Annotated in this window: 17 protein-coding genes; 10 read left to right on the forward strand and 7 right to left on the reverse strand. The window is 62.5% G+C overall.

Annotated elements, in window-relative coordinates; all coding sequences use genetic code 11:
* Position 1: 1 nt before the first annotated feature.
* The 4 genes from PQR67_RS33625 to PQR67_RS33640 all read right to left on the reverse strand — a co-directional run bounded on the left by PQR67_RS33625 (position 2) and on the right by PQR67_RS33640 (position 4,139).
* Positions 2-874: an isocitrate lyase/PEP mutase family protein gene (locus tag PQR67_RS33625; RefSeq protein ID WP_408467111.1), complete on the reverse strand. Its 873-nt coding sequence runs from the start codon at positions 872-874 to the stop codon at positions 2-4.
* 27 nt (positions 875-901) lie between these two features.
* Entirely contained in the window at positions 902-2,302 is a 1,401-nt protein-coding gene (locus PQR67_RS33630) for an MFS transporter (protein WP_408467112.1), read from the reverse strand.
* A 70-nt stretch (positions 2,303-2,372) separates the two neighbouring features.
* Entirely contained in the window at positions 2,373-3,044 is a 672-nt protein-coding gene (locus tag PQR67_RS33635) for a GntR family transcriptional regulator (protein WP_408467113.1), read from the reverse strand.
* A gap of 174 nt (positions 3,045-3,218) precedes the next feature.
* The gene (locus tag PQR67_RS33640) at positions 3,219-4,139 is read right to left on the reverse strand and encodes a LysR family transcriptional regulator (RefSeq protein ID WP_408467114.1); all 921 of its coding nucleotides are present in this window, start codon (positions 4,137-4,139) and stop codon (positions 3,219-3,221) included.
* 104 nt (positions 4,140-4,243) lie between these two features.
* On the opposite strand from PQR67_RS33640, the gene PQR67_RS33645 reads away from it, so the two are divergent.
* From PQR67_RS33645 to PQR67_RS33655, 3 genes are read left to right on the forward strand one after another with little or no spacing between them, the layout of a single operon-like run.
* Positions 4,244-5,527 carry an aromatic ring-hydroxylating oxygenase subunit alpha gene (locus PQR67_RS33645; protein ID WP_408467115.1) on the forward strand — a complete coding sequence of 428 codons (1,284 nt, stop codon included), beginning with the start codon at positions 4,244-4,246 and terminating at the stop codon, positions 5,525-5,527.
* A complete protein-coding gene (locus PQR67_RS33650; RefSeq protein WP_408467116.1) occupies positions 5,524-6,024 on the forward strand; it encodes an aromatic-ring-hydroxylating dioxygenase subunit beta in 501 nt (166 codons plus the stop codon). The genes PQR67_RS33645 and PQR67_RS33650 overlap by 4 nt, the downstream gene beginning before the upstream one ends.
* A gap of 27 nt (positions 6,025-6,051) precedes the next feature.
* On the forward strand, positions 6,052-7,386 hold the full coding sequence (locus PQR67_RS33655) for an MFS transporter (protein WP_408467138.1): 1,335 nt from the start codon (positions 6,052-6,054) through the stop codon (positions 7,384-7,386).
* 7 nt (positions 7,387-7,393) lie between these two features.
* Here PQR67_RS33655 and PQR67_RS33660 read toward each other — a convergent pair whose 3' ends face one another.
* Complete coding sequence (locus tag PQR67_RS33660) at positions 7,394-8,896, reverse strand: PAS domain-containing sensor histidine kinase (protein WP_408467140.1); 1,503 nt, start codon at positions 8,894-8,896, stop codon at positions 7,394-7,396.
* A 249-nt stretch (positions 8,897-9,145) separates the two neighbouring features.
* On the opposite strand from PQR67_RS33660, the gene PQR67_RS33665 reads away from it, so the two are divergent.
* The 5 genes from PQR67_RS33665 (at position 9,146) to PQR67_RS33685 (ending at position 13,244) form a co-directional block, all read left to right on the forward strand.
* The gene (locus PQR67_RS33665) at positions 9,146-10,345 is read left to right on the forward strand and encodes an acyl-CoA dehydrogenase family protein (protein ID WP_408467117.1); all 1,200 of its coding nucleotides are present in this window, start codon (positions 9,146-9,148) and stop codon (positions 10,343-10,345) included.
* Positions 10,346-10,393: 48 nt separating this feature from the next.
* On the forward strand, positions 10,394-10,771 hold the full coding sequence (locus PQR67_RS33670; RefSeq protein WP_408467118.1) for a hypothetical protein: 378 nt from the start codon (positions 10,394-10,396) through the stop codon (positions 10,769-10,771).
* Positions 10,772-10,791: 20 nt separating this feature from the next.
* A complete protein-coding gene (locus PQR67_RS33675; RefSeq protein ID WP_408467119.1) occupies positions 10,792-11,307 on the forward strand; it encodes a nuclear transport factor 2 family protein in 516 nt (171 codons plus the stop codon).
* Complete coding sequence (locus tag PQR67_RS33680; RefSeq protein ID WP_408467120.1) at positions 11,304-12,431, forward strand: amidase; 1,128 nt, start codon at positions 11,304-11,306, stop codon at positions 12,429-12,431. The genes PQR67_RS33675 and PQR67_RS33680 overlap by 4 nt, the downstream gene beginning before the upstream one ends.
* Before the next feature lie 69 nt (positions 12,432-12,500).
* Positions 12,501-13,244, forward strand: coding sequence for an SDR family NAD(P)-dependent oxidoreductase (locus tag PQR67_RS33685; protein WP_408467121.1), 744 nt, complete (start codon positions 12,501-12,503; stop codon positions 13,242-13,244).
* Here PQR67_RS33685 and PQR67_RS33690 read toward each other — a convergent pair.
* Positions 13,234-13,884: a response regulator transcription factor gene (locus PQR67_RS33690; RefSeq protein WP_408467122.1), complete on the reverse strand. Its 651-nt coding sequence runs from the start codon at positions 13,882-13,884 to the stop codon at positions 13,234-13,236. The two genes, PQR67_RS33685 and PQR67_RS33690, sit on opposite strands and share 11 nt — an antisense overlap.
* A 283-nt stretch (positions 13,885-14,167) precedes the next feature.
* On the opposite strand from PQR67_RS33690, the gene hpaC reads away from it, so the two are divergent.
* Positions 14,168-14,707 carry a 4-hydroxyphenylacetate 3-monooxygenase, reductase component gene (gene hpaC, locus PQR67_RS33695; RefSeq protein WP_408467123.1) on the forward strand — a complete coding sequence of 180 codons (540 nt, stop codon included), beginning with the start codon at positions 14,168-14,170 and terminating at the stop codon, positions 14,705-14,707.
* A gap of 41 nt (positions 14,708-14,748) precedes the next feature.
* On the opposite strand, the gene PQR67_RS33700 is transcribed toward hpaC, so the two are convergent.
* Positions 14,749-15,681, reverse strand: a complete 933-nt coding sequence (locus PQR67_RS33700; protein ID WP_408467124.1) for a LysR substrate-binding domain-containing protein — start codon at positions 15,679-15,681, stop codon at positions 14,749-14,751.
* Positions 15,682-16,024: 343 nt separating this feature from the next.
* Here PQR67_RS33700 and PQR67_RS33705 point away from each other — a divergent pair, with 343 nt between their 5' ends.
* A complete protein-coding gene (locus PQR67_RS33705; RefSeq protein ID WP_408467125.1) occupies positions 16,025-17,338 on the forward strand; it encodes an MFS transporter in 1,314 nt (437 codons plus the stop codon).
* The last annotated feature ends 54 nt before the right edge of the window (positions 17,339-17,392 follow it).

The following is a 17,392-nucleotide window of genomic DNA, read 5'->3' on the forward strand; positions in this document are numbered from 1 at the left end:
TTCAGTCGGCATGCTGCCGGTCGAATTCCCACACGGCCGGGAAGCCCATCAGGTCGCACATCTTCTCGAATGAATACATTGCGTCCTGCTCCCCGCTGGTGCCTTTGAGCGCCTGAATCTGGGTATAGACATGCTCGAGCGCACGGGTTACCGCCAGGAAACCCGACGCCGGATAGATCGCGAGCGAGAACCCGAGCGCCTCCAGTTCCGCCGGTGTCAGTTGCGGCGTGCGGCCCCCTTCCACGATATTGACGAGCAAGGGCGTGTCGAACGATTTACCGATCTTCTCGAGCTCTTCCTGCGTCTCCGGCGATTCGATGAAGAGGATGTCGGCACCGGCCCGGGCATAGGCTTCACCGCGCCGCAACGCCTCATCGAGACCGAGGCTGGTACGCGCGTCGGTGCGGGCGATGATCTGGAAGTCCGGGTCGACGCGCGTCTCGACCGCGACCTTGATCTTCCTGACCATGTCTTCAGCCGCAATCACGCGACGGCCCGGCGTGTGACCGCACTTCTTCGGGAACTCCTGGTCTTCGAGCTGGATGCCGGCCGCACCGGCGAGTTCATACCCGCGTACGGTGTTGGCTACGTTGAGCAAACCGCCGTACCCGGTGTCGCCGTCGCAAATGATCGGCGTGTCGCTGAGCGCGCAGAACGCGGTGACCCGATTGAGCATGTCGGTGTAGGTAGCAAGGCCCGCATCGGGCACCCCCAGATACGACGCTACCGTGCCATAGCCGGTCATGTACAGGCAGTCGAACTTCATGCTGTCGGCGAGGCGCACCGAGATCATGTCGAAGACGCCCGGGGCGACCACGATTTCCGGTTGCGACAGGCGGGCCCTGAGCTTGAGACGGGCGTTATTGCGAATCATGGCGAATTCCTTGATATTCAGATGCGGCTAAAGATGCTGTTTGCCGGGCATCTCGTGCCCGGTTGCGAGCGGCAGCGCATCCGTTTCCGGCGCGATGTCCTCCAGCGAACGTTGATTGGTTTCGATGCCGAAAGCGACCAGTACCACCACGAGCACGGCGAGCGCGCCGACGATCACGGAGAGCACGTCCTTGATGCCGCCGGAGGCATACATCAGCACGACCACCTGCGGGGCGACGATACCCGCCAGGCGGCCGGAACAACCCGCCACGCCGTTGGCGCGCATGCGGTTTTCCGTCGCGAACAGCTCCGGGATGTACGTGGCGATACCGAGCGCGACCATCAGATAGGTCAGCGTGAACAGAATGAAGCCCAGCAGCGTAGCCATCTGCACGCTGCTCGAATGGCCATACAACCAGCCGATCGCGGCGGCCAGCGTGGCGACGCCAATCAGGCCGTTCTTACGCCCGACCCTGTCGGCGATCAACACGCCGACGAGTGCGCCGGCCGGCCCGCCCAGCGACATTAATGCCGTGTAGCCAAGCGACGATGCAACGCCGATACCCTGCTTCATCAGGAAGGTCGGCACCCACACGATGAATCCGTAGATCACGATATTGATCGCCACCTGCACGCAAATCGACAGGAACATGCGGTGGAACAGAGGACGCTGGAACAGACTCAATAGCGTGGTGATTTGCGTGGCTACCGGCTTCGACTCGACGGGCGGCGGCAAGGCGTGCCCCGGCAGATCGCGCGCGATCTCCGTTTCGATCGCAGTGAGGAGCGCGTCGGCCTCCTCATGACGCCCCTTCGATTCGAGCCAGCGCGGCGATTCCGGCATCTTCTTGCGAATCACCCAGATGATCAACGCGCCGACGCCGACAATCCCGAACATGGCGCGCCAACCGATCGAAGGAATGATCAGGAATCCGAGGAAAGTGGAAGCGAACAGGGCGGAGTTCGTAATCAGCGAAAGATAGGCAGACCATCTGCCGCGCACGGCTGGCGGAATGAACTCGCCGACCGAGCCGTAGCCCACGACGATTTCCGCGCCGAGACCGAGGCCCATGAAGAAGCGACAAACGATGAGCCACGTCATATTGGGCGCGAGCGCACCGGCAATCGAGGCGATGCCGAAGATCAGCAGATTGAACTGATACGTGAACTTGCGGCCTTTGGCATCGCCGAGCAGGCCTGCCGTCAGTGCCCCGAGCAGCATGCCGATGAAGGTCGACGACAGGAAGGTCGCGTTGAGCTGCATGGTCGACCAGCCGCTGCGGGTCAGTGCGCCAAGCACGCCACCGGCAAGGTAGATGTCAAATGAGTCTAGAAACATCCCGCCGCCGATCAGCCACAGGATGCGGCGATGAAAGCGGGATATAGGAAGCCGGTCCAGTCTCGCGCCAGCGCTCGCCGTCATCATCATTTTTGTCTCCAATGTCGTTGATTGTCGGCGTCGCTCAGTCGTGGCCGCTGATTTGCGACGCGGATTGCCGCTATTTCATCTTCGCCAGTACCGATTGCTCTGCCGCAAGAATGTGGCAGCGTGTGATGGCTTCGGCGAGAGCCGGGTTGCGTTGTTCGAGCGCCTCGACGATCTCGACGTGCTGGCGGGCGCTGCGCCGGCGATCGTCGGCGCCATACGTGTCGTACGTCCACTTGATCAGGGGCATTTCCTTCATGGACTTGAGCGCGTTATCCAGCCGCACGTTGCCGGCCGCTGCCGTCACGATCGCGTGAAAGGTGCCGTTCGCGGCAAACCATTGCTCGGTGGTTTCGGGTGTCGCCTCGCATGTCGCAATAGCGTTCATCCGCCCGGCCAGCTCGACGAGCGTGCCGATGTCCTCCGGCGTAATGCGCAGGGCCGCGCGGCCCGCCAGATACGGTTCGACCAGCAAGCGCGCCTCGAAAATCTCCTCGACATCGCGTGCCGACCAGTGTTTCACGCGTGCGCCGTAGTTCGGCCGGATCTCCAGCCAGCCCTCGGAGGCGAGGCGCTGCAGCGCTTCGCGCACAGGCGTTCGGCTCACCCCCATCGACCGGGCGATCTGGGCTTCGCGCAGGTATTCGCCCGGGGCGTACTGACTGTCCCCCAGCGCTTTTTTCAGCGTGGCGTATACATCTTCGCTGGAAAAGCGGTTGGACGAGAATTCTGAAATTGTATGCAATGTTGTCGTCACATCAAGCTTTTAGGCGATTTTTTGCCGTTTGATGGAAACATTGTATGCCATGTTGTTCCCGCGACAGGCCAGGGATTGTCCGGAGGGCGGCCTGAGCATGGTCTCGTTGCCGGCTACCTGGCTGACGCACCCGCTGCATTCCGGCCAGACCTTGCGCCCTTCTCAACGCTCGTCAAACCGCCGCACGATATCGCCCATCAGATTGCGCAGCCACACGTTGCCTTCGTCCTGATCGAAATGCTCGTGCCAATGCATCGTGACGGCGGCCATCGGCAACGTGACCGGCAATTCATACAACTGAAAGCCACCGTCCCGATTGAAAATCTGTGCAAGACGCCGCGGCAACGTCGCGAACAGATCGGTCACGGCCAGCACGCTCGGCAAGGCCACGAAATGCGGCAATTCGAGCGCAATATGCCGGCCCACCCCTTGCGCGCGAAACGCATCGTCCAACGCATAGTGACTGTGTTCGACCGACGTGATCTGCACGTGCGATGCGTCCAGAAACGCTTTCATGCCCAACTCTTTGGTGCGGGGCAAGCCGCGCCGCTTGCGCGTCATGCAAACGTAGGTCTCCTCGAACAACGGTTGATGACGCGTGCGCGCGGTCAGCGTCGGCAGATTACCGATTGCAAAATCGAGCCGGCTGCCTCGCAACGCATCTTCGATTTCTTCTACCGGCAAGGGCTCGATGCGCAATTTCACGCGCGGCGCCTGCTGGTGCAACGCTTCGCAAATCGGCGGCAGATAGGCCAACTCCCCCGCATCGGACAGCGATAAGCGGAACGTGCGCGTGCTCACCGCCGGATCGAAATGTTCCGCGTAACGCAGCGCTTCGCGCACCGTATCCAGCGCCCGCGCGACGATGATCGACAGTTCGAGCGCAATGGGCGTGGGCTGCATGCCGGCGCGTGTGCGGATAAACAGCGGGTCGTCGAACAGGGTTCGCAAACGCCCCAGCGAATAACTGATCGCCGGTTGCGACAGCGCAAGGCGCAGACCCGCCCGCGTGAGGCTGCGCTCCTCGACGATTGCCTGGAAAACGCGCAGCAGATTGAGGTCGACGTGATCCAATGAATTCATCGAGATATCCATGAGATTGATCTTATATTTTATTTTAGATCAATTTGACGCATATCAGTCGCTCAGCGAGACTTTGCTCCATCGACCACCCACATACGACTCCCATGAGCGAATCCTCATATCAGACCGTCGATGCGAGCGCTTTGTATCAGCGCGCGCAGTCCGACCGCGTCGCCCCTTCGCTGTACTACGATCCGGCGGTTTTCGAAACCGAACTCGAGCGCATTTTCTACAAGACGTGGATCTGGGTCGCGCACGAGAGCGAATTGCCGAATCCGGGCGACTTCCGCACCACCACGATCGGCCGCCAGCCGGTGATCGTGGTGCGCGACAAGAGCGGCGCCGTCAACGTTCTGCAGAACCGCTGCCGCCATCGCGGCGCGACGGTGTGCGAACAGCACAAAGGCAATGCGAAAGGCTTCACGTGCCCGTACCACAGCTGGACCTACGGCCTCGACGGCGCATTGCGCGCCCTGCCCTATGGCGACGGCTATGAAGGGGTGATCGACAAGACCGAACTGCCCCTTGCGAGTCTGCGCGTGGGTATCTATAACGGTCTGATCTTCGCGAGCTTCAATCAGGAGATCGAACCGCTCGAAGATTTTCTCGGTGGCGCCAAACCGTGGATCGATCTGTTCATGAAGCAAGGCGCGGGCTATCCGATCAAGGCGAACGGCGAGCACCGCTTCCGTTTCAACGGCAACTGGAAGATCCAGCTCGAAAACACCACCGACCTGTATCACTTCCCGGTCGTCCACAAATCGTGGATGAAATCGATCGACGACGAAACCGCCGCCGCGATCACGAGTTTCATGACCAGCGACGACGCATTTTGCCGCTCGCTCGGTAACGGCCATAGCCTCGCGGTGCTGGTGCCGGAACTCGTCGACCTCGACCGCGACGACGGCGCGCCGATCCCCGAGCGCTTCGAGGCACTCGCCGCCACGCTCGCGGAAAAACACCCGCCCGAGGAAGTGCGCCGCATCGTGCGCTCGCTGATGGGTGTCGGCTTCAACCTGAATCTGTTTCCGAACCTCGCGCTGTCGATGGCGTTTTTCCGCGTGCTGCGGCCCATCTCCGCGAACGAAACTGAAATTCGCCACGTCGCGCTCGCGATGGACGGCGGTCCCGACGAAGCGAACCGCGTACGTCTGCGTATTCACGAACACTTCCAGGGCCCGTTCGGTTTCGGCAGTCCGGACGATGCCGAAGCATGGGAACGCGTTCAGCGCGGCTCACAGGCCGGCCCCGATCTGCCGATCCTCGTGAACCGCGGCCTGAATCGCGAAAGCACGGCGCCGAACGGCGAAAAGACCGCGCACGCCACCGACGAAACCGGAATGCGCGAAGCGTACGCGCAATGGCGCACGATGATGGAGCAAGCATGATGGACCAGAAGAACACACTGTTCTCGCAGCAGACCTTTGCCGGCGCGATCGAACTGATCTGGCGCGAAGCCGAGTTGCTGGACCGCAAGGATTATCGCGAGTGGCTCTCGCTGTGGGACCCGGCGGGCTTTTACGTGGTGCCGATCGATCCCGCCACCACCGACTTCGCCGCCACGCTGAACTACGCGTACGACGATCAGGACATGCGCGAGAAACGCGTGCAACGCATGATGTCCGGCTATTCAGCCTCGGCAAGCGACGCCGCCCGCACGGTGCGCACGGTTTCGCGTTTCACGTTGACGAGCGATACCAGCGACGAAGTCGAAGTGAGTTCCGCACAGGTCATCGTCGCGTACAAACGCGGCAAGTCGACCCTGTTCGCCGCGGATCTCACGCATCGCATCAGTTTCGCGAGCGGCGAGGCGCGTATCGTCCAGAAGGTGATCCGCCTGATCGATTCGACCGAGGCGCTCAGCGCTATCGGGTTCCTGCTGTAAATGACGACGATACCAGCGAGCACGACGATGCAGAACGACACGTTTTCTCCCACGGCCGACTCGCCCCTCGCGTCCGCTACGTCCGCTACGCCCGCGGTGCCGGCGACCTCGCGCGCGCTGCGGCGGATCGTCGTCGCCTCCGTGCTCGGCAACGCGCTCGAATGGTATGACTTCTTCCTGTACGGCACGGCCGCGGCCCTGATTTTCGGGCCGCTGTTCTTCCCGCTGCACGGCGATCCGTTGATGGGTACGCTCGCCGCCTTCGCCGGCTTCGCGATTGGTTTCGTGGCGCGACCGTTAGGCGGCGTCGTCTTCGGCCACATTGGTGACCGGCATGGCCGCAAAGGCGCACTCGTCGTGACGCTGATGATGATGGGCGTGGCGACCTTCGGCATCGGTCTGTTGCCGACGTTTTCGCAGGTCGGTTTCCTCGCGCCCATCGCGCTCGTCTGTTTGCGGATCGTGCAAGGCATTGCGTCCGGCGGCGAATGGGGCGGCGGTGTGCTGCTGATCAGCGAGAGCGCACCCGCCAATCGCCGCGGCTACTACGCGTCGTTTAGTCAGTTGGGCGTGGCGGGTGGCTTCGTGTTGTCGGCGGCCGCGTTTTATCTGGTGCAGCGGCTACCGGCGGAAAGCTTCATGTCCTGGGGATGGCGCCTGCCGTTTCTGGCGAGCGTGCTGATCTTCGGCGTGGGCGTCTATATACGCCGGCGCCTGCCTGAGAGCCGCGACTTCGCCACGGCCAAGCCGAAGCACATGCCGGTGCTGACGGTGTTGCGCAATCACCCGAAACAGGTGTTGCAGGCCATGGGACTGCGCGTGGCCGAAAACGGCGGCACCTATATTTTCCTGTCGTTCGTGCTGGTGTACGGCAAGACGATCGGCGTTCCGGTTTCGGTGATGCTCGGCGGCGTGATGCTCGCCATGCTGCTCGAACTTTTCACGATCGTGCTGTGGGGGCGGCTATCGGATGTGATCGGTCGCCGGCCGGTGTATATGATCGGCGCGCTTGGCCTCGTCGCGATCGCGTTTCCCGCGTTCTGGCTGATCGATACGCACGAACCCCTGCTCGTGTTCCTTTCGCTCGCGCTCGGCTTGCCCTTCTGCCACGCCGCGATGATCGGCACTCAGCCCGCGCTGATGGGTGAGCTTTTTCCCACTGAAGTCCGCTATTCAGGCATGGCGTTAGGGCACGAAATCGCGTCGGTCTTCTCCGGCGGACTTGCACCTTTGGTCGCTATCGCGCTGTATTCGAAGATTCATGCGCCCTGGCCGGTTGCGTTAATGCTGATCGGCTTCGGGCTCATCACCGCGATCACGCTCGTGACCATTCCCAAGAACGTCCACACCACGCATGATTGAGATGCGCTCAGCGGCGAGGCGCGGCGACGAGCGGCAGCGTAAAGCTGCATTGAAGGCCGCCCTGGCGTGCCGGCTTGGCCCAGATTTCGCCGCCATGCCGCGTGACGATGCTCTTGCACAGCGACAAACCAATGCCGTTGCCGCCCGCCTTCGACGAAGAAAAGCCGTCGAACAGCCGGCCATGCGCGTCGGCGGGCACGCCTCGCCCGTTATCGATGACCTGCACGAGCGCAAGCTTGCCCTGCAGACGGGTGACAAGCCGCAATTCACCGCGCCGTGCGGGCACGTTAGTGCATTCCGCCGCGCATTCCGTCAGCGCCTCGATCGCATTGAACGCCAGATTCAGCACCACCTGGCCGATCAGCACGCGCTCGCAATACACCGGCAAGGCTTCAGGTGCCTGCTCGATCGTGACGGCGATTCCGGCATCTTTGGCACGCAATTCGATGAAGTACGCGACGTCCGCGACGATGTCGCGCAGATCCGCATCCGTCTCGCTCGGCTCCCGCTTGACGATGTAATCGCGCACGCTCCTGATGATAACCGCCGCGTGTTCGGCCTGACGATCGGCGCTGCGCAGGCCCCACAACGCCTCGTCGACGGCGCCGGGTTGGGCGAGCCGCCGGATCGCGCCTTCGATGAAATTACGCACCGCGGCGAGCGGCTGACTCAACTCGTGCGCAATCGCGGTCGCCATCTCTCCCATCGCGTTGTAGCGCCCCGCGTATTCCAGCAGCCGCGCCTCGTGACGGCGCGCCTCTTCGATGGCGACTTCGTCCGTGATATCGCGAAAGTGCAGCAGACGGCCGTTAAGGTCGTCTTCGATCTCGATCCTCCTGCAGGTAATGCGCAGCCAGCCCGGCGTGCCATCGCGGCGCGTGATGCGATAACGCTGGGGGGCCGAAGGCTGGATGCGCGGCGCGCGGGCGAGTTGCTCCACCAGACGGTCGCGATCGGATTCGCTGCAATAGTCGAGCACGTCGCCCATTGGCGCGCCCTCTTCCAGACCCAGCACGCGCCTTCCGGATTCGCTGACGAATTCCACTTCGCCCGCAGGCGTCAGAACGGCGACGCCCTCGCCGAGATCCTGCATGAATTCCCGCAACCGCGATTCGTAGCGCCGCAAGGTCTGCTTGAGCGTGTCCTCGACACTGATGTCGCGGAACTGCACCATCACCACCGCTCGCTCGCGCAGCGGCACGTAAGTGGCAATCGCCTCGGACAGCATATCGGCTCCGTTACGCGAGCGGTAACACCACTCGTAGACCTGCGGGCCTTCGGTGATCGCACGGTCCATTGCGCCGACGCCAATCTCACGCCGGTACTTCGGCACCGGGCGGGTCATGTCTTTCGCCTTGAGCGGCAGCAGCTCTTCGAGCGTAAAGCCGAGCGCCTCACAGGCCGCGCGATTGGCCCACACAATCGCCTTTGTGTCGGCGTCGTGCAGCAGCACGCACAGTGTGAGCGCGTCGAGCAGGCGGTGAAAGTCTTCTTCAGCGGGGAAGTTCATCGGACGGAACGGCGGAAAAATTCGATTGCGTATGGGATGGAACATAACACCAGTCCGCCGGATTCGCGTCTGAAGATTTCTTTAGCTATCCCGGGCGCGTTACCTAAAAACGCATCCCACGTCCCAATTGAAGCGTTCTTTTTGCATTTCTAGACTGGCCTCACTCCGCACGCGTCGTCATCCGTTTCAGCGCCCGCGACCTGCGTGCCTCGAGTTTCAGCCCACAACGAATCAAGGAGATGCCCCGCCATGTCAGACACCGTCACAGACACTGTTGCCGCCGTCGCGGACACCGGCCGCGATGCAACGCGCTTGCCGCTCGCCGATGTCATCGCCGAAATCGCGCTACGGCGCGAGGAGTTCGAGCGCCTGTCACATGTGCCGCGCGATCTGATCGCGAAACTCAAGCGCGCGGGCGTATATCGTGCGGCCACGCCGCGACGTTTCGGCGGCGACGCGCTCGCACCCGGCGCGTTTCTCGACATGATCGAACGCATCGCGGTGGCGGATGGTTCGGCGGCATGGGTCGCGAGTTTCGGCTCGGCGAACGTGTATCTCGCGGCCTTGCCGCTGGCCACTCAGGCGCAGATCTACGCCGACGGTCCCGATCAGGTGTTCGCAGGCGGCCTCTTCCCGGTTCAACCCGCGCAGCCCGCCGACGGCGGCTGGCGCGTGAACGGCACCTGGAAGTTCGCGAGCGGCTGTAAAGGCGCCGATTGGCTCGGCGTGGGCATCGGTGTGACCGGTTCAGGGACAGGCGCTGCGGGCGTGCCGGGGGTGCCTGGCAAACCGCGCACCGCCGTGTTTCGTCCGCATCAGGTGGACATCGTCGAAAACTGGGATGTGGTCGGTATGCAAGGCACCGGCAGCCACGATCTGCGCGTGGACGATCAGTTCGTTGCCGAGGACTGGACTTTCGTGCGCGGCGGCGCACCGTGCGTGGACGAACCGCTGTATCGCTACCCGACTATCGCCTACGCGGCGCAGGTGCTGGCCGTGGTCAACCTTGGCCTCGCACGTGCGGCGCTCGATGTCGCCAACCAGATGGCCGGCGGCCGCAAGACGACCACCGGCGCGCCGCAACTCGCCGAGCGCGCGTACTACCGGATCGAACTGGCGAAAGCCGAAGCGCAATTGCGTTCGGCCCGCGCATTCTTCTACGACACCACCGACACGGTCTGGCAATCGATCCTCGCCGGCAACCCCGTCACACCTGAGCAGACCAGCCTGCTGCGCCTCGCCGCGACGCAGATCGCCCGCGAAGGCGCCGAGGTCGTGCAGCGCGCCTATCGGCTCGGCGGCACGATGGCCATCTACCGCACGCATCCGTTGCAACGCCTGGTGCGCGACGCGATGGTGGTCACCCAGCACGCGTTTCTCGGCGAAGGCAACTACGACGGCGCCGGCGCGGTGTTCGTCGGCGTGCCGCCGATTCCGGGCTACCTATAAGCCATTTTCCGCATTTGACCGTCAAACGATTTCATGGAGAACCACACAATGTCCGATAACCCGACGCTGCCCCTGCGTGTTCTGTTCTGCTGCGGCGTGACGCAAAATTTCTTCGACTTGCCCCGCGAGAAGATCGGTGAAGTCTGGCAGGCCTACGGCAAGATGCTGGCCGCCGTCGAATCGATGGAGGGTGTTCACGTGCTAGGCATCATGGATGACGATCGCCTCACCGTCGGCAGCGCCGACAACGCGCCGTGGACTTTCTACATCATGGCGGACGTGCGCGACTTCGATACGACGGTCGCGGTGTGCAATCTGTTTCGCACCACGCCGGTCGGCGAATACAACCTGTGGCGCTACGGCAAGATCGAAGCGCGCGTCGGCCGCGCGCTGGCGGTGCCGCCGCAGCATGCCAACGCCGCGTAAAGATGCCGGAGCACGATGCGATGAACACGACGCCTGATACGCTGCTCATGGTGAGCGAACGGCTCGCCGCGCTCGAAGCCGAATCCGCGGTGCGCCGCACCATGGCGCGCTATATGGCGCTATGCGATGTGCCATCGGGTGCGCTCGAAGGCGAAACGCTCGCGGCCCTCTTTGCTGAAGACGCAATCTGGGAAGGCATCGGCCCGTTGTACGCGAACAAATTTGGCCGCCTCACCGGCCACGCGCAGATTCTCGCGATGCTCACGCGTTATTTGCCGCCGTCACCGCATTTTTCGGTGAATGTGCACTTTCTCACCTCGGAGACTATCGAGGTGCGGGGCGCAACCGCGAAAGGCCGTTGGATCATGCTGCAGGCGTCCGGCTATGTCGACACGCCGGCAGAGTTGATCTCGGCGCGGCTCGAAGTCGATTTCGCGCCTGCCGGGAATGGCCGCGACTGGCTCATCACCCACTTTCGCACCGAGCGCCTTTTCGATGCCCCCTGGCAAGTCAATGCAAGGAAACCGAACCCATGAATGAGTTTATCCAGACCTTGTCGTTAGGCGGCGCCGGCCCCAGCATCGCGATCAAGGACACGATCGATATCGCCGGCTACGCGACCACAGCCGCGAGCCGCGCGTTGGCCGATGCCGCCGTTGCCACCCACCATGCGGACGTCGTGGCACGATTGCTCGATGCCGGTTGGCACATTGTCGGCAAGGCGAACATGCACGAACTGGCGTTCGGCATGACTGGCATCAACGACTACACCGGCACGCCGCAAAATCCCCAGGACGCCTCGCGTATTCCCGGCGGCTCGTCGAGCGGTTCGGCGGCGGCCGTCGGCCTGAAGCTTGCCGACGCCGCGCTCGGCACGGACACCGGCGGTTCGATTCGCGGCCCCGCGGCCTGTTGTGGTGTGATCGGTTTGAAGCCCACGTATGGACGCGTATCGCGGCGCGGTGTTGCGCCGCGTGAATCGACGCTCGATTGCGTCGGGCCGTTCGCGCGCGACATGCGCACGATCGTCGCCGCGATGCAGGCAATCACGGCCGATTTCGACCTGCATGCCGCACACGCGTCGCAAACGGGCACGTGGAACGTCGGCATCGTGCAAGTCGACGCAACGCCCGCCATCCTCAACGCCGTGGCTCGTGCAGCGGATCAGAGCAGCTGCAACGCTCGCACGGTGGAACTCGCGGGCTTTGCGGCCGCTTTCGAGGCGGGCCTCGCGATCATCAATGTCGAAACGTCGCAAGCGTTCGGTCACCTCGTGGCAAGCGGCAAGCTCGGTGCCGATCTCGACGCACGGCTGCGCGCCGCCGCAAAAACGACAGCCGCGCAGCTCGATGCGGCGGAGTCGGTACGCCGTCAATTCACCGCAGCCGTCGATCATGCGCTTGAAAGCGTGGACATTCTGATTCTGCCCACACTGCCCGCGCTGCCCATCACGCTCGATGAGGCACGCAGCGGTACTTCGGTGATCGGCATGTCGTCGTTGATCCGGCCGTTCAATCTGAGCGGCCATCCCGCACTGAGTTTGCCCTTGCCTATCGACGGTTCGCCGCTCAAGGCGGGCTTGCAGATCGTCGGACGCAAAGGCGCGGATGAACAGGTCTGCGCGCTGGCGGCACGCTTCGAAGCGGCACTCGCCGCGTGAAGTAGCCCAACGGAGCCCGCAACGCACAAAACCGCTATAAAGCGGCCGTTTTCTCAAGGAATAGAAGCCATGCAGAACCGAGTTGTACTCGTTACCGGCGCCGCGCGCGGTCTCGGCGCCGCGATTGCCACGCGCTTTCATGCTGCGGGCTACGCGGTTGCCATCGGCGATATCGCGTTCGATGCAGCCCATGCCCTCGCTCGCGAATTGAGCGCCGACGGGTCGAGCGCTTTCGCATTGAATCTCGACGTGACCTCGAAACGCGCGTTCGAATCCGCCCGCGATGCCATCCTGCAACGTTGGGGCCGCATCGACGCGTTGATCAACAATGCGGGCGCATCCAAAGTCGTCCCCGTGATGGAGATCACCGCCGAGCAATTCGATCAGGTGATCGACGTGAATCTGCGCAGCGTGCTGTTCGGCTGTCAGGTGTTCGGGCAGCATTTCGCCGACGCCGGCATGGGGCGCATCGTCAACATTGCCTCGCTGGCGGGACAGAACGGTGGATCGGCCACCGGCGCGCACTATGCCGCGGCCAAAGGTGGCGTGATCACGTTGACCAAGGTATTCGCGCGCGACCTCGGCGCAGCGGGCGTGACCGTCAATGCGATTTCGCCCGGGCCGATGGATCTGCCGATCGTGCACGAAAGCGTCGCACCGGACAAACTGCAGGCGGTCATCGCGAACATCCCCGCGGGCCGTCTGGGCTCGGCGGAGTATGTCGCCGATATCGCGATCATGCTGACGGCGGAGAATGCTTACTTTGCGAACGGCGCGTGCTGGGACGTGAACGGCGGCTTGTTCATGCGTTGAATCCATTCTGGTCCCACACCGCCATCACGTCGCGCACCAGCATCGCGATCGACGCCGCACCAAGTTTGTCCTTGATGCTTGCACGATGCACGTCGACGGTCTTCACGCTGATCGACAGATCGGAGGCGATACGCTTGCTGCCCTTGCCGTCGATCACGCCGCGCAACACTTCTTTTTCGCGTGCCGTCAGCGACGCCAGGCGCTTTTTCAACTCGCGCTGCTTCTGATCGGCGGCATGACGAAGCTCGGCCAGGTGCAACGCGCGCTGCACGCGGTCGAGCATTTGCTGCGAGTTATACGGCTTCTCGACGAAGTCGATCGCGCCGTTCTGCAACGCGCGCACCGACATTGGAATATCGCCGTGCCCACTGACGAAAATGATCGGCAGCGTTGCGCCTTGACGGTTCAATTCCGCTTGCACGTCGAAGCCGCTTTGCTGCGGCATGCGTACATCTAGCACCAGACACGCGGGCACGGCCGGATCGAAAGCGCTCAGAAATTCGCCGGCATTGGAAAAGCCCATCGACTTCACGCCAACCGATTCGAGCAGCCATGCAAGCGACGTACGCATGCCGTTGTCGTCGTCGACGATATAGACGATCGGTGCGAGGGGCGGTGCAGGCTGGGACGGGTGGGACATGGAGTAAGCCGGAGCGGTTCGGGAGGTTGCGTTTCGAAGCGTCTTGCCGGCTCATGATAACCAGTGGAAAAACCGCTGCAAAGCGATAGTTACCCTGTAGCGCGGTTTAATTTCACTCGTGCCGGTCCTCCAGGCACGAGCCGTTCGGACACGCATTGGGGAAAGCTTTAGACGGATGGGGAAAGACGCTCTCCTGCTCACCGCTCACGCGGATTTTTTTTCGCATGTGGATTGATTACGCTTGGATCAAGATCCCTACCGCGCTTTACGAGGAACCGAGAACATGAAGCCGAATCCGCAATCGAGTCCTGCCGCTGACACTGACCTGCCGGCAAAACAGCAATTCCGCCAGGCCATGGCGCACCTGAGCGCGGCCGTCAACGTGATCACGACGGACGGCTCGCATGGGCGCTGCGGCGTGACCGCGAGCGCCGTGTGCTCCGTCACCGATACGCCGCCCACGCTGCTCGTTTGCCTGAACCGCTCGAGTGCGATGCATGCCACGTTCGAACGCAACCGTCACGTTTGCATCAACGTATTGCCTGGCGAGCACGAATTGCTCGCACGCCACTTCGCGGGCATGACACAGGTACCTATGGACGAACGCTTCGGCTGGCCGATCTGGGACGACGGCACGCACGGCGTGCCGGTATTGAGGGACGCGCTCGCGAGCCTGCAGGGCGAGATCGTCGATCTGAAGGAAGTGGGCTCGCACTCGGTGATGTTCGTCAAAATCACCTGCATTAGCGTACGCACGGACGGCGATGGATTGATTTACTTCGATCGCAACTTCCACCGTATCAAGCGCTCGGCATCGCAGTGAGCGCACCGGGGCAATTGAGCGAAACGCAGCGCGTGGCTTGCTCAAACCACGCCCGCGCTATCCGTATCGAACTGAAACGACGGCACAGCCGCGACGGCTTCGACGAAACAGTCGATCAGATAGTCGCAGGCCGACGTATTCAGTGCGTCGCGCCGCGAGATGATGCCCACCGACACGCGCGGCAATGCTTCACGCACGGGTACCGATATGATCCGCTCGCGAATCCAGTCCGTTTCCAGAAAACTTTTCGGACAGCATGACAGCAGATTGCTTTTCACCGATAGCGAAAAACTCGCACTGAACGAGCTGCACTCCACCACCACGTTCGGCGCCTTTGCGCCATGCCGCACAAAAAAATCCTGAAGTGACTGACCGATGCTTTCGGGCGTGGTGTTCAGCATCCACTCCGCGCCTTCCAGATCCGCGATCGATTCGGCATGCGCCAATGGGTGCCCCTGGCGAGCAGAAATGATCAACTCACCTTCGAGTAACGAGCGGAACATGAATTCCGGCGCGAGCTTCTTTTCGTCGACGATAGCGATCACGAAATCGAGTGAGCCATCGCGCAGCCGCGCCAGCGCCGCCGTCAGAAAACCCTCCTGAACCGAGAGCCGCGTCTTCGGCATACGCTGCCGGAAAGACTGAATCGCGCGCGACAGAAACTTTAGCGACACCAGTGGTGTAACCGCACACGACACGGTACCGCCCGCCTGACCGGACAGTTGGATCACGTCGTCTTTCGCGTGCTGCATTTCGGCGAGGATGAGCCTTGCACGCGCACACACGGCCTGGCCGAACTGGGTGAGTTGCGCGCCACGCGCGCTGCGCGACACCAACGGCACGCCCAATTCCTGTTCGAGCTCGCGAATCGCCTTGGTCAACGCGGGCTGGGACAGACACACCGTTTTGGCAGCGGCGCGAATGCTGCCGTGCTGGGCTATCGCCACTAATGCGCGCAACTGGTTGTATTTCACGGGTGAGCGGCCGGATAAGCGTTTTGGAGAAAGACTGCCAATGGTCGGTGTCAAACAGCGGCTGACAGCTTGAATCGATGGTACACCGCGCGAAAAACGCCGGCCATGCTCCCAAATACCCATTGCCGTGCGGACCCGCGAGCGTCAAACGCAGCGCCAGCCGGGCGCGATAACCCAGCGTTATCACAATAAGAAAAAGCAAATCCGGAACGCTTTTTTGACTCCCTAGACTTTTCCTGTCGCCATCATTGAAAGCGCTCTGCTCGATCAAAGCGCTCCCGAACCGACTCCGCAGCGCTATCGAAGCATCACGGATTGATTCACCTCCAGAGGGATCCCGTTAATGAAGTCATCTTCACTCAGTTCTTCGCTGCCCGGCGTCAGTCAAAGCGCGCGGCATGGCGCATCGACCCGCGGGCTGATCGTCGCGACGACGATCGGCAACGCATTCGAATTCTTCGATCTCACGGTCTACAGTTTCTTTGCCGTACTGCTCGGCAAGCTGTTTTTCCCGCTCGCGTCGTCGCAACAGCAACTGCTGCTCTCCGTCGGCACGTTCGGCATCGGCTTCATTGCACGGCCGCTCGGCGGCGTGCTGTTTGGCGTGCTGGCCGACCGCTTCGGCCGCATCGCGGCGATGAACCTTACGCTCGTGACGATGGCGCTCGGCACCGGCCTGATCGGCGTGATGCCCACCTACGCCCAAATCGGCATCGCGGCGCCGCTCGCGATCGTCGCCGCGCGTTTGCTGCAAGGTTTTTCCGCCGGCGGCGAAGTCGGCGTCGCGACCACGCTGCTCGCGGAACGCGCCCCTAGCGCGCGGCGCGGCTATATCACGAGCTGGCAGTTCGCGAGTCAGGGTGCAACGGCGCTGGCCGGCTCGCTGGTGGGCTTTCTGCTGTCGCATTACCTCGACAAGGCGGCGCTCGAATCCTGGGGATGGCGTATTCCGTTTCTTGCGGGTGTGCTGATCGCGCCGCTCGGTCTTTATCTGCGTTCGCGCCTGGGCGGTGAAGCCGACGCGCCCGCGGATGCCGCGCGCGATTCCGCCGGCGTGCTGAAAACGGTTCTGCAACGCGACTGGCGCCACGTCGTGGTCGCGCTTCTGCTGGTGGTCGGGGGCACCTCGGCGCATTTCATCGTGATCTATTACATGTCGACGTATGCGATCAAGGTGCTGCATCTGCCGATGGATGCCGCGCTCTGGTGCGGGATTCTCGCGGGCGCGGTGATGCTGGTGATGTCCCCGGTGGGCGGCATCTGGTCCGACACGTTCGGCCGCAAACGCGTTGCCTTCATCTCGCGCGTACTGCTGACCGTACTCATTCTGCCGGGGTTCTATCTGATCGCGCATTCGCCTTCGATCAGCACCTTGTATCTGGTGGTCTGCGTGCTCGCGGCGCTGCATTCCGTCAACGCGGGCGCGAACGGCGCGATGCTGCCGGAGATGTTCCCGCGCAGCACGCGCGCAACGGGGCTTTCGCTTGCGTACGCCGCGGGCGTGTCCATCTTTGGCGGCTTTGCACAGTTCATCGTGACATGGCTGATTCAGGCGACCGGCAATCCGGCTGCGCCTGCCTGGTACGTCATCGTCTGTGGGCTGCTCTCGCTGGTCGCGCTGCTGTTCGTGACCGACCGCACCCGTCAGGACATCTAGGCGAGCGCGCGCACGTACGTACGTAAGCCATTCATTTTCCAATTCCACGAAATT

Origin of the sequence: Paraburkholderia fungorum (genome assembly GCF_046026025.1) — a bacterium.
In the GTDB taxonomy this organism is placed as follows: domain Bacteria; phylum Pseudomonadota; class Gammaproteobacteria; order Burkholderiales; family Burkholderiaceae; genus Paraburkholderia; species Paraburkholderia fungorum_E.